9 protein-coding genes are annotated in these 12695 nt (G+C 40.6%); 7 read left to right on the forward strand and 2 right to left on the reverse strand.

The annotated features are described in order from the left end of the window. The first annotated feature begins 10 nt into the window (after positions 1 to 10). The 4 genes from A379_RS12095 to A379_RS12110 all read left to right on the forward strand — a co-directional run bounded on the left by A379_RS12095 (position 11) and on the right by A379_RS12110 (position 4519). On the forward strand, positions 11 to 1240 hold the full coding sequence (locus tag A379_RS12095; protein WP_040728351.1) for an FAD-dependent monooxygenase: 1230 nt from the start codon (positions 11 to 13) through the stop codon (positions 1238 to 1240). Then, positions 1237 to 2493 carry a UbiH/UbiF/VisC/COQ6 family ubiquinone biosynthesis hydroxylase gene (locus tag A379_RS12100; protein WP_040728352.1) on the forward strand — a complete coding sequence of 419 codons (1257 nt, stop codon included), beginning with the start codon at positions 1237 to 1239 and terminating at the stop codon, positions 2491 to 2493. The genes A379_RS12095 and A379_RS12100 overlap by 4 nt, the downstream gene beginning before the upstream one ends. A 28-nt stretch (positions 2494 to 2521) precedes the next feature. Continuing rightward, a complete protein-coding gene (locus A379_RS12105; protein WP_232744851.1) occupies positions 2522 to 3394 on the forward strand; it encodes a potassium channel family protein in 873 nt (290 codons plus the stop codon). A gap of 168 nt (positions 3395 to 3562) precedes the next feature. Continuing rightward, positions 3563 to 4519 (forward strand): LysR family transcriptional regulator, encoded by a 957-nt coding sequence (locus A379_RS12110; protein ID WP_040728354.1) that lies wholly within the window; start codon positions 3563 to 3565, stop codon positions 4517 to 4519. A 63-nt stretch (positions 4520 to 4582) separates the two neighbouring features. Here the strand turns inward: A379_RS12110 and A379_RS12115 are convergent, their stop codons facing one another. Together A379_RS12115 and A379_RS12120 are read right to left on the reverse strand one after the other, a co-directional pair. Beyond that, positions 4583 to 5989: a PhoH family protein gene (locus A379_RS12115; protein WP_040728356.1), complete on the reverse strand. Its 1407-nt coding sequence runs from the start codon at positions 5987 to 5989 to the stop codon at positions 4583 to 4585. A 32-nt stretch (positions 5990 to 6021) separates the two neighbouring features. Next, positions 6022 to 6486, reverse strand: a complete 465-nt coding sequence (locus A379_RS12120) for a peroxiredoxin (protein ID WP_040728357.1) — start codon at positions 6484 to 6486, stop codon at positions 6022 to 6024. A gap of 215 nt (positions 6487 to 6701) precedes the next feature. On the opposite strand from A379_RS12120, the gene dapA reads away from it, so the two are divergent. The 3 genes from dapA to purL are packed head-to-tail and all read left to right on the forward strand — an operon-like array spanning position 6702 to position 12671. Next, positions 6702 to 7583 carry a 4-hydroxy-tetrahydrodipicolinate synthase gene (gene dapA / locus A379_RS12125; protein WP_040728358.1) on the forward strand — a complete coding sequence of 294 codons (882 nt, stop codon included), beginning with the start codon at positions 6702 to 6704 and terminating at the stop codon, positions 7581 to 7583. A gap of 37 nt (positions 7584 to 7620) precedes the next feature. Next, on the forward strand, positions 7621 to 8742 hold the full coding sequence (gene bamC, locus A379_RS12130) for an outer membrane protein assembly factor BamC (RefSeq protein WP_040728360.1): 1122 nt from the start codon (positions 7621 to 7623) through the stop codon (positions 8740 to 8742). Between the two features lie 59 nt (positions 8743 to 8801). Beyond that, entirely contained in the window at positions 8802 to 12671 is a 3870-nt protein-coding gene (gene purL / locus A379_RS12135) for a phosphoribosylformylglycinamidine synthase (RefSeq protein ID WP_040728361.1), read from the forward strand. Positions 12672 to 12695: the final 24 nt, after the last annotated feature.

Below are 12695 nucleotides of genomic sequence, written 5' to 3' on the forward strand. Positions count from 1 at the left end.
AAATATATTGATGACAAATAAACCAAACCAAACTGAAACTTACCAGGCTGATGTTTTTATTGCAGGAGGCGGTCCTGTCGGGCTTATGCTTGCTATTGGGCTGTCTCGTTTGGGCAAAAAAGTCGTTTTAGCTGAACGTTTTATGCCTAAAAAGAATGATTTTGAAGAGGCTCAAAATTCATTTGATGGCCGCGTTTTGGCTTTATCGAAAGGTTCACAAACCTTTCTTGAAGAGATTGGTGTTTGGCAAACGTTAAAGCCTTTTACCACGTCCATTGAGCATATTCATGTGTCACAAAAAGGTTACATGGGGATTACCACTCTGCATGCAGAAGAGGTGGATGTGGATGCGCTAGGTTTTAGTGTGCAGTCGAGTGATTTAGGTGCCGTTTTATGGACGTTAGCCAATCAAGAAGAGAATATCCGTTTACTTTGCCCTGCTGTATTAGAAAGTTTTGTTGAGTCCGATGATGCTGTTCAAATAACAGTGGCATTAAATCCTGAGCAAGAAGGGCAGGTTATTTATAAGGTTTCTGCCCAGCTGATTGTAGGCGCAGATGGAACGCAATCTAAAGTAAGAGAGATTTTAGGTCTTGAGATTGAAGAGAAGTCTTATGATGCGTTTGGTGTTTTGGCACAAATAGAGACTGAGCTGCATCCTAACGGATGGGCGTATGAACGTTTTACAACAGAAGGGCCTGTTGCTTTATTGCCTATGTTTGGCCATTCACATAAAGCCGTTTTGGTTTGCTCAGCACAACAAGTGGCTGATATTCAAGCTTTATCTGATGAAGAGTATATTGCATTATTCACTGCCAAAATGGGCGAGCGTTTAGGTCGTTTTGTCAAAATAAGTCCACGTATTGTATATCCATTAAAAGAAACCTATGTTCCGCAAATGACAAAAGGGCGTGCGGTATTGATGGGAAATGCTTCACATACTCAACACCCAGTTGCCGCACAAGGTTTAAATTTAGGTATTAGAGATATCGAGGTTTTTCTACAAGGTTTATCTGAATGTGAAGGTTTAGGTGAGCAGGCCTGGTTAAATGATTATGCAAAAAGTCGTGCTCCTGATCATGAGAAGGTAATGGGGTTAACCGATGGCTTAATTCAAATTTTTCAACACTCTTCTCCATTAGTTGGTCACCTAAGAGGTATCGGTTTAATGGCAATGCAAGCAATGCCTGGTTTAAAACGCCGTTTTTCAAAATTTGCAATGAGAGGTAGCCGAGCATGAGTGGTGAATCTATTCAAACTGAAGGTTTAAAAAACAGTGTTTGGGATGTTGTTGTTGTGGGCGGCGGGATGGTTGGTGCTGCAACAGCTTTAGGCTTAGGTCAACAGGGTATAAAGGTTCTTTTGCTAGAGAATAAGCCTGTTGATTTGCAGTGGAGTTCTGAAAAGCCTTATCAAGTTCGAGTGAGTGCTTTAACGCGAGCTTCTGAAAAAATTTTAAAAAACTTAGGTGCTTGGGCGGGTATTGAAAAAAGGCGCTATCACCCCTTCACGGCTATGCATGTTTGGGATGAAGTGACGCCAGGTGAGGTACATTTTTCTGCTCAAGATATGAACGAGCCAAACCTAGGTTATACCGTTGAAAATGATGTTATTCAAGCGGCCTTGTGGGAGCAAGTTGAAGCTTGCGATATGATTAAAGTGCTATTTGGCGTGAATATTGAAGCCTTAGATTTTAAAAATAACCAGGCCTGGTTAACCTTAGAGAATATCGGTTGTTTAAAAACAGAATTAGTTATTGGTGCGGACGGTGCTTTTTCAAAGATACGTCAGTTAGCTAATATTGGTTTAGATACCCATGATTATGAGCAGTGCGCAGTGGTGGGTTGTGTTAGGACTGAACTGTCAAATCAAGATACTTGCTGGCAACGTTATACCCAAAATGGCCCCTTTGCCTTTTTATCGATGGGGGATAATGTCAGCTCAATTGCTTGGTATTTACCAATGGATAAAATGCAGTGGGCATTAGGGTTGTCAGACGAAGAGTTTGCAAAAGAAATATCCCAAGCATCGGATTATCGTTTGGGGCAGGTGGTTGAAGTTGCAGAAAGAGGGGCTTTTCCATTGGTTAGAAGGCATGCTGAACACTATGTAAAGTCGAACCTCGCTTTAGTGGGGGATGCGGCTCATACAATTCACCCTCAAGCTGGTCAGGGGGTTAATTTAGGCCTGTTAGATGCGGCCGCGCTGGTGGAGGTTATCATTAACGCTAAAGATGCGTCTAAGCGTTGGGGTAGTTTTTCTGTTTTAAGAAAGTATGAGCGATGGCGTCGTGGAGATAATGCTTTAGTTCAAAGGTCGATGGAAGGTTTTGACTGGTTATTTAAACAAGACGCCTCTCTTAAAACGGTCTTTAGAAAGCCATTTTTACCGATGGCGAATAAGTTGACTTTTGTTAAAAATTGGTTGATGGGGCAAGCTTTAAATGGTCGTGAAGCTCTACCAAGGCTCGCTAAAAATTTTCCTAAAAGCTAACAAATTTTACGAGGAATATAAATAAATTATGAGGTTAAATGCGCTTTTAGGTGTCGCTGGGGTGAACTATTTAGAGTCTGAAAAGGCTCAAAAAATAGGTCGGATGTTTGAGTTTATAGTTCTGATTGCTCTTCTGGTAGTTTTTGCCCAGGTGTTTATGCTGTTTAGTGAAGAGTTGATTCACTCTCATTGGATTAATAGTTTAATTTGGCTTGTCTTTTTTGCTGAATTAGTCGTTAACTTGTTTTTTGTAAAAAATAAAGTTCGCTATCTTAAAGAGAATTGGTTAAACGTTGCCATTGTTCTAGTTGCTTTTCCTGGATTTAACTGGGGTAGTGATTGGGCGCTGATTGTGCGCTCCCTTCGTTTATTATTGTTTGTTCGTTTTTTTACCAGTTTTTTTAAAGATTTTATCTCCATCTTAAATCGAAACCGTTTTGGTCAAATCTTAGTAGCATCGGCTTTTATTATTTTAGGAGCAGGGGCGCTGTTTGCATTTCTGGAGGATAAGACATTTTGGGATGGAGTTTGGTACTCTTTAGTTACCATTACGACCGTGGGTTATGGGGATATTGTTCCTGTTTCTGAGTATGGGCGCATTTTTGGTGTTTTTCTCATTTTGTTTGGCGTGGTGTTTTTCTCGTTGGTTACTGCAAATATTTCGGCTTTCTTAATCGGTTCTGAACAGCGTAAGTTAGAGCGTGATATTTTGGATTACATGAAAGCAACAGAGAAGCGTTTAGCAAATCAACAGCTTGTTAATGATGAGCATGTTGAGCGAATTATTATGCATATGAGTAATGAGATTAGGTCGTTAAAAACGGAAATGAAAAAGCTTCAGGCAGAGAGTATAACTAAGTTAAGGCAAGAAAATCTTGAACGCCATAAAGATGACCATTAAAACGCTAAACTTAGTATGAATCTCGTATTGGTGTCGTGGTTTTGCACCGAGTATAATTAAATGGACAAAAAACCCTTATACAGTGATTAAGTTCATTGACTTTTAATAGCGAAACCCCTATATTCATTGCAGCAAATTAATTTTATAGAGCATAAAGGAAATTTACGGATGGCAGATAGACGTCTTCAGGTGTTCCACACTGTTGCAAAGGTAATGAGTTTTACAAAAGCGGCAGAAACCCTTCACATGACTCAGCCGGCAGTGACATTCCAAGTTAAGCAGTTAGAAGATTTCTTTAATACCCGTCTTTTTGATCGTACCCATAATAAGATTACTCTGACAGATGCTGGTAAGGTTGTTTATGACTATGCTGATCAGATTCTTGAGCATTATGAGAAGATGAATAGTGAAGTACGAGAGCTGACTGGTGAAGTAACTGGTACTTTGGTTATTGGCGCAAGTACAACCATTGCAGAATATATGTTGCCAAGTCTTTTGGGCGCATTTAAGAAACAATTTCAAGATGTTAATATTCGTTTACAAGTAGGTAATACTGACGCTATCGTTTCTATGGTCGAAAATAATATGATTGACTTAGGTTTGGTTGAAGCTCCTGTGCAAAACAAGAACCTTGAAGTTGACGTTTGCCGTATTGATGAAATGCAGTTGATTTGCCCGTTAGACCATCCTTTAGCTAAGCGAGATAAAGTCACGGTTGAAGATTTCCGTAAGTTTGGTTATATCTCTCGTGAAGAAGGTTCAGGTTCTCGTTCGGTAATCGATACTTATATTCGTGAGCAAGGCTTTAGCTACAGTGATTTAAATGTGGTCATGGAGTTAGGTAGTCCAGAAGCGGTTAAGATGGCTGTTGAGTCTGAAGTCGGTTTGGCGGTTGTATCTCGTACCACGCTTTCAAAAGAATTACGTTTAGGGACTTTAAAAGCGATTCCTTTAGACCCACCAATTTTACGTCCTTTTTCTCATGTAAGACAAAAGCACAAATTCCGTCATCGTGCAGTGGGTGAATTGCTTGAGTTTGCAGTGGAATATTGTCGCGAAAGAGCGACTGAGTTAGGATTTAGAGTGCCAACTGAAGAAGAACAGGCGCTAGGCAGATCAAAGTAGTTTCTGTATCTGATTCATTAAAAAGGCCCTTGTGGGCCTTTTTTGTTTTATGGGGTAAGGGTGTTATAAGTTGTCAGAAGCGAACTCTGCAAGCCTTGATCTTTCACCTTGTTGAAGTGTGATATGTGCGCTGTGATCCCAGTTTTTGAATCGGTCAACGATATAGGTTAAACCTGTTGTTGTTTCGGTCAAATAAGGTGAATCTATTTGACCTATATTTCCTAAACAAACTACTTTCGTGCCCTCTCCTGCGCGAGTAACTAGTGTCTTCATTTGTTTAGGGGTTAAGTTTTGCGCTTCATCAAGAATAATGAATTTTTTCTGGAAAGTGCGTCCACGCATAAAGTTCATTGATTTGATTTTTATGCGCTTACTGAGTAGTTGTTGAGTGCTTTCTTTTTCCCAATCGGTATAGCCGTCGGAATCGGTTAATACTTCAAGATTGTCCATTAGGGCTCCCATCCAAGGCGTCATTTTCTCTTCTTCTGTTCCTGGTAAGAAGCCAATATCTTCGCCTACAGGAATCGTTGCGCGAGTCATAATAATCTCGTTGTATCTGTTCAAATCTAAGGTCTGTTCAAGTGCGGCAGCCAGTGCTAATAGTGTTTTACCTGTGCCTGCTGTACCAAGTAATGAAACAAAATCAATGTCAGGGTCCATTAGATAGTTTAGTGCAATGTTTTGCTCTGAGTTTCTTGCTGTTATTCCCCAGATAGAGTGATTGGGATTCTCATGGTCATGTAAGTACTCAAGTATGGCTTTTCCGTGAGATATTTCTCTAACGATGGCGTTGAATCCAGCATCATTTTCACTGATAAGGCATTGATTTGGATGCCATTTGCACTTTTCATCGACTTCGAGTTCGTAAAAGGTTCGGCTGCCTTCTTGCCATGACTTCATAGTTTTGCCGTGTTTTTCAAAAAAATGCGGTTCAAGCATTTCCCAACCAGTATAGAGAAGATCAGCATCTTCTAGAACGCGGTCATTGTAGTAATCTTCTGAATGTAAACCAACCGTAGAAGACTTAATACGCATGTTAATGTCTTTGGTAACCAGTGTGACGTTTCGGTTGCTGTACAACTCTTTTAGAGCAAGCCCTGTTTGCAGAATGTGGTTATCTGCTTTGTGACTAGGAAGGGAGCTGGGAAGATCGTAGGTTAAAGGTTCGGTTTCAAAAAAAAGTTTGCCAAGATGGAGTTGCTCTTGCGATGAGTTTGGATGGATTCGTTCTAATGAAAGACCTGCTTTGATATCTTCAAAGCTTGCATCACTAATGATTTCATCAATTAATCGGTTGGTTTCACGCACGTTTCGGGAGACTTCAGACATGCCTTTTTTGCCAGCATCAAGCTCTTCTAATACGGTCATGGAGATGAATATATCGTGCTCTTCAAAGTTAAAAAGAGCCATAGGATCGTGCATTAAAACATTTGTATCTAGAATAAATAACCTTTTTGCTTCATTGGTCATGAGAAATCCTTAGGTGTTTTAAATGATGTTTTTTAAAGGTTTTTAATTGTGTCGAGTACTTCTTGTGCGTGTCCTTTTACTTTAACGTTTCTCCATTCATTAATAAGGGTGCCAGTTTTATCAAAAAGAAAGGTGCTGCGCACAATTCCCATATATTCTTTACCAAAGTTCTTTTTTAATTGATAGACGCCAAAAAGATTGCAAAATTCTGCTTCGGGATCTGAGATGAGGTTAAAAGTGAAATTTTGTCTGGCGATAAAGTTATCGTGACGTTTCATGCTGTCGAGAGAGGCGCCAAAGATTTGTGTGTTATGTTGGTCGAATTCAGCCTGAAGGGCGCTAAAATCTCGGCCTTCGGTTGTACAGCCTGGAGTGCTGTCTTTAGGGTAAAAATAGATGACAGTGTATTTATCAATAAGATCTGGATTGGTTATGGTTAGGTTTGATGTTGCTTTTACATTGAAAGGAGGGAGTTTGTCTCCAATTTTTATACTCATTTAGCTATTCCAAATTAGATGTGAACGCTTTCAGTATGCCCAACTTCATTACTCTAATCAACCGTAAATGTGTGATGTTTTTTCTTATTTATCCTTAAGTCCTTTTGGGTAAGTTAAGAGTCTGGGATAAACGCCATTAATTGGTTGAAGTGTCGGGGTGGAAAGGGTAATATTACACTTTTTATATTACTGTAAAATGAATGGAGAAATTCACCGTGTTTAGAGGCAGTATGGTGGCGCTAGTCACGCCGATGTTAGAAGATGAATCTGTCGATTTTGACGCCCTAGAAAAATTGATTGAATTCCATATAGCTTCTGAAACCGATGCCATTGTTGCAATGGGTACGACAGGTGAATCTGCTACTTTAGATATGGAAGAGCATTGTGAAGTCGTTCGTTTTGTTGTTGAAAAAGTGAACGGGCGAATTCCAGTGATTGCTGGAACGGGCGCTAACTCAACGAGTGAAGCAATCTCTTTAACACAATGCGCTAAAGAGGCTGGGGCAGATGCTTGTTTGTTAGTGACTCCATATTACAATAAGCCAACTCAAGAAGGCTTATATCAGCATTACAAGAAAATTGCTGAAACGGTTGATATTCCTCAGGTTTTATACAATGTTCCAGGCCGTACTGCTTGTGACCTATTGCCAGAAACGGTGATTAGGCTGGCTCAGGTTAAAAATATTATTGGTATCAAAGAAGCAACAGGGGATATCAGTAGAGTCGCGCAGATTAAAGCTGGGGTGTCGCCAGAATTTGATTTATATACGGGTGACGATGCAACGGCAATTGATTTTATTTTGGCAGGAGGTCATGGCGGTATCTCTGTGACAGCGAATGTTGCGCCTAAGCAGTTACATGATGCTTATGCTGCCGCTTTGGCTGGAGATGAAGTCAAAGCTAAAGAGTTAGATGCTCCACTTCAGGCTATTCATAGGGATATTTTTATTGAGTCAAATCCAATTCCTGTGAAATGGGCCGTTGCTGAAATGGGGTTAATGGGAGGAACGCTTCGTTTACCTATGACGCCATTATCAGAATCTTGTAAACCAATTGTGCGTAAAGCGCTTATTGAAGCTGGCATAGCACTTAACTAAGTGTATTTTATTGACTAATCTAAAGGTAAAAAGTTTTATGCGTCTTTATGCAAAAACATTTGTATTATCAACATCGATTGCGACGTTGAGTTTAACAGGTTGTTCTACTATTTCGAATATGTTCGGTACTGATGGTAGTTACAGAGACAATGAAGCCAAGTTAGTTAAATCTCTTGAAATGCCCCCCAATCTATTTAATCCTGCTAAACCGCAAACAGAAATGTCTTTAGCGCTTCAGAAAGCTGAGCAGGATGCTTTAGCAGAAAAAGATCAATATGATTATATTCCCAACTTCAAAGCGCAAGGTTTAGCTATTAAAAGCAACCTGTCTGAGCGTTGGTTGGAAATTGATTCCTCAAACAGTGAACAGGTTTGGTCTAGCTTAAAACGTTTCTTTATTTCTAAAGGTTTTGAGGTAGCTGAAGAGCGTAAAGATATCGGTGTTATGAAGACCAATTACCTTGCTCGAACAGAATTGGTGCCTTTAGATGATGTGGGTCCTCTAACTAGGTTGTTTAACAGTTGGCGCCCAGAGTTGGCTGATGGTGTTTATGATAAGTTTACTGCTAGAGTTGAAACGGTTCCAGAATCAGGGTTAGTCAAAGTCTATGTTAATCATGGTGAACTTTACTCTCCTGATGCGAATGAGGCGCGTGAAATTGATAGACAGTGGCGTATTAAGCCTTATAACCCAGTGATGGAAGCGCAAGCGCTTTATGAAACAATGGTGTTTTTTGGTTCAAGTAGTGAAAAAGCTTTGGCTCAGTTGAAAGTGACTGAAGAGATGGTTGAAGTTGTAGAGGGCGAGGAGTTAGAAGGTCTTGCATTTAGAAGTAGCCTTGATAAGAGTTGGAGTTACCTTCAAGCGATGATTTATCGTGCTAGTTGGTCAGTAGATAAAGTAAAAGCATCACATTATGAATTATGGGCCTTGGTTCCAAAATCGGTAAAAGAAGATGACTCATTTATCTCTAGCCTCGCTTTTTGGAAGGACTCAGGTAAAAAGGCCTTACCAGACTTGGTTAAATTAAAGTTAACTCAATCCGAAACGGATGCTGAAAAAGTCATATTAACGGTTTCAGCTCCTGAAAACGCTTCTCCTTTAAATGAGAAGCAGAGACGTTATATTTTTGAAAGTCTTGGATTGTTAGTAGAATAATCGGACATTATTATTGCCCTCATTATTGAGGGCTTTGTTTTTTGTATAAGGGTAAAAGTATGCAAGTTATCTGGGGAAATCCAGCTCATTCAGCCTATCGTTTAAATCAACTATTAATTAAATTACAAACTATTGGTGCGATTGAGAGTATTCAATCACAGTTTGTTTATTTTGTGGATTTGGATGGTGAATTAACTGAAACTGAATTAGCGCATTTGAAGGTGCTATTAAATAATTCTGAAGCCGAAAAAGCCGCAGAGCTATCTTCAGATAGTTGTATTGTTACTCCGCGACTAGGTACTATTTCACCATGGTCTTCTAAGGCAACAGATATTACTCATACTTGTGGTATTGAGCATGTGCATAGAATTGAACGTGGAATCGTTTATAGTTTTACTGGTGTATCTAAGCAAGATAAATCTGCCATGGAAGGTGCTGTTCATGATCGTATGATGGAGCAAGTATCTTATGATTTCGAGTCTTTAGAAGGATTGTTCTCCCATCAATCACCTAAGCCATACTCAACAGTTGATATTGTTGGTGGTGGTCGTCAAGCGTTGGAAGTTGCCAATGTGGAAATGGGCTTGGCACTGAGTTCTGATGAAATTGATTACTTGGTAGAGGCGTTTAATGGTTTAAATCGTAACCCAGTCGATGCTGAACTCATGATGTTTGCACAAGCAAACTCTGAACATTGTCGTCATAAAATCTTTAATGCGGACTGGACAATTGATGGTGAAGATAAGCCTAATTCACTGTTCGGTATGATTCGTAATACCTATCAAAAAAACCCACAAGGCGTGTTGTCTGCTTATAGCGATAATGCGGCAGTAGTAGAAGGTTATCCTGCTTCAAGATTTTTTCCAAACCCTGAAACACGTCAATATCAAACTCATAAAGAGAATGTTCACTTTCAGATTAAAGTCGAAACCCACAACCATCCAACGGCGATTTCTCCGTGGCCTGGTGCAGCGACAGGTTCTGGTGGTGAAATTCGTGATGAAGGTGCAACAGGTAAAGGCTCTAAACCAAAAGTTGGCTTAACAGGTTTTACGGTTTCTAATCTTAATATTCCTGGTTTTAAACAGCCTTGGGAGCGTGATTATGGTAAACCCGCACGTATTGTGACGCCTTTTGAAATTATGATGGAAGGGCCGCTAGGTGCAGCTGGTTTCAATAATGAATTTGGTCGTCCAGCCATCAACGGTTATTTCCGTACTTATGAAAATACTTTTACAACGAATGATGGTGAAGAAGTCCGTGGTTATCACAAGCCAATCATGTTGGCGGGTGGTCTAGGAAGTATCCGTGAAGAGCACGTTCAAAAAGGCGATATTCCTGTTGGTGCTAAATTAGTCATTCTTGGTGGGCCAGCCATGTTAATTGGCCTTGGTGGTGGAGCAGCCTCATCGGTCGATACGGGAGCTGGTTCCGAAGCTCTTGACTTTGCCTCTGTTCAGCGTGAAAACCCAGAGATGGAACGTCGTGCGCAAGAGGTCATTGACCGTTGTACCTATTTAGGTGAAGCAACACCGATTGCGTCTATTCACGATGTAGGTGCGGGCGGTATCTCTAATGCCTTCCCAGAGCTAGTAAATGATGCTGGTAAAGGTGGACGTATTGATTTACGTTCTGTACCAAATGATGAGCCTGGCATGTCGCCAATGGAGATTTGGAGTAATGAATCTCAAGAGCGTTATGTTATTGCGGTTCATGCAGATAAAATTGAGCAGTTTGAGGATATTTGTAAGCGTGAACGTTGTTTATACGCCATTGTAGGTGAAGCAACCAAAGAGCAAGAATTAATTGTTAACGACACCGTTTTTGACAATAATCCAGTGGATATGCCTTTAAATGTATTGTTAGGTAAACCGCCTAAAATGCACCGCTCCGCCGAAACACGCAATATTCCTCAAGCAGGTTTTGAAACTGCAAATTTAGATTTTGAAGATGTTACTGAACGTTTATTAAAATTACCGACCATTGCCAGCAAAAACTTCTTAATTACCATTGGTGATAGAAGTATTACAGGTATGGTAACTCGTGACCAGATGGTGGGGCCATGGCAAGTGCCAGTGGCTAATGCGGCTGTAACTTGTGCCGATTATTCTGGCTATACTGGTGAAGCAATGGCTTCTGGTGAAAGACCGCCTGTGGCTTTGATTAACCCAAAAGCTTCTGCTCGTTTGTCTATTGCTGAGGCGATTACCAATATTGCTTGTGCAAAAATCGCAAAAATGAGTGATATTAAAATCTCTGCAAACTGGATGGCAGCAGCAGGACATCCTGGTGAAGATTCGGCACTGTATGATGCTGTTGAGGCGGTTGGCTTGGAACTGTGCCCAGAGCTTGGTATTGCTGTGCCCGTTGGTAAAGATTCAATGTCTATGAAAACGGTTTGGCAAGACGGTGATGAATCTAAAGCAGTTATCTCTCCTGTATCTCTAAACATCACGACTTTTGCCCCTGTTCAAAATGTGCGTAAGACTGTGACTCCTCAATTGAGAACGGATTTGGGTGAAACCGAGTTATTAGTGATTGACCTTGGTAAAGGTCAGAACCGTGTGGGAGCAAGTTGTTTAGCACAGGTTTATAATCAAGTAGGTGATGTATCTGCTGATTTAGATGATTCACAAGACCTACTTAATCTGTTTGATGCGACTCAAGAGATGTTGACTACTGATTTAATGACGGCCTATCATGATCGTGCTGATGGCGGTTTGCTGGTGACATTATTAGAAATGGCCTTCGCTGGGCATTGTGGTTTAAATGTGGATGTGTCTGCATTAGGCTCAGAAGCAATTGCTGCGCTGTGTGCAGAAGAGATTGGGGTGGCTATACAAGTTACTACTGAAAATAAAGCTGCTGTGTCGGTCATTTTGGATAAATACAACCTAACGTCAATGTCACACTGGGTTGGCTCAACAGCGGATAACGATCAAATTAATATTCAAGCGCATGGTAAAACGTTGCTTAACAAACCGCGTAAGACTTTACAGGCCTGGTGGTCTGAAACGTCTTATCGTATGCAAGCCTTGCGTGATAATGAAAATTGTGCGCAACAAGAATTTGATTCCATTCAAAATGATGAAAATACTCAGATTGCACCAGTGGTTACCTTTGATGCTAATGATGATATTACATCTGAATTTACAGGTAAGCCACGCCCTAAAGTGGCTATTTTACGTGAACAAGGTGTAAATGGTCAGCAAGAGATGGCTGCGGCTTTTGATAAGGCAGGGTTTGATGCGATTGATGTGCATATGACTGATGTATTGTCTGGCTCAGTTAAGTTCGATGATTTCAAAGGTTTGGTTGCATGTGGTGGCTTCTCTTATGGTGATGTATTGGGTGCAGGTCGTGGTTGGGCTAATTCAATCTTATTTAATGAAACAGCCCGTTCAGAATTTGAAGGTTTCTTCAATCGCCAAGATACATTTACCTTGGGTGTGTGTAATGGTTGTCAGATGTTATCAAACCTTAAAGAAATTATTCCTGGTGCAGAAGGTTGGCCAGCGTTTGTTCGTAATGAGTCTGAGCAGTTTGAAGCACGTTTCTCTCAGGTAGAGATTCAAGATTCACCATCTATTCTATTAAAAGGGATGGAAGGAACGCGTATCCCTGTTGCAGTAGCGCACGGTGAAGGTCGTATGGATTTTGGAGCTGGATCATCTGCTGATGTAGCTGGACTGGTTGGTCTACGTTATGTTGATGCGATTGGTAATCCAACGGAAACTTATCCATTTAATCCAAATGGAACAGAAGCAGGGATGACAGGGTTAACTACGCCTGATGGACGAGTTACCATTATGATGCCTCATCCAGAACGAGTATTTAGAACCGTTCAAAACTCATGGCATCCAGATGGATGGCAAGAAGATGCTCCTTGGATGCGTTTATTTAGAAACGCTCGCAAATGGGTAGGGTAGAAGTTTTATTTTTTTAGGGTATCG

It is taken from the genome of Thiomicrorhabdus sp. Kp2 (genome assembly GCF_000478585.1).
In the GTDB taxonomy this organism is placed as follows: domain Bacteria; phylum Pseudomonadota; class Gammaproteobacteria; order Thiomicrospirales; family Thiomicrospiraceae; genus Thiomicrorhabdus.

What these genes read in the sequence shown, in the direction of transcription:
- A379_RS12095 (WP_040728351.1), top strand. Translation starts at nt 11, where the DNA reads ATGACAAATAAACCAAACCAAACTGAAACTTACCAGGCTGATGTTTTT.
- A379_RS12100 (WP_040728352.1), top strand. Translation starts at nt 1,237, where the DNA reads ATGAGTGGTGAATCTATTCAAACTGAAGGTTTAAAAAACAGTGTTTGG.
- A379_RS12105 (WP_232744851.1), top strand. Translation starts at nt 2,522, where the DNA reads ATGAGGTTAAATGCGCTTTTAGGTGTCGCTGGGGTGAACTATTTAGAG.
- A379_RS12110 (WP_040728354.1), top strand. Translation starts at nt 3,563, where the DNA reads ATGGCAGATAGACGTCTTCAGGTGTTCCACACTGTTGCAAAGGTAATG.
- A379_RS12115 (WP_040728356.1), bottom strand. Translation starts at nt 5,989, where the DNA reads ATGACCAATGAAGCAAAAAGGTTATTTATTCTAGATACAAATGTTTTA.
- A379_RS12120 (WP_040728357.1), bottom strand. Translation starts at nt 6,486, where the DNA reads ATGAGTATAAAAATTGGAGACAAACTCCCTCCTTTCAATGTAAAAGCA.
- bamC (WP_040728360.1), top strand. Translation starts at nt 7,621, where the DNA reads ATGCGTCTTTATGCAAAAACATTTGTATTATCAACATCGATTGCGACG.
- purL (WP_040728361.1), top strand. Translation starts at nt 8,802, where the DNA reads ATGCAAGTTATCTGGGGAAATCCAGCTCATTCAGCCTATCGTTTAAAT.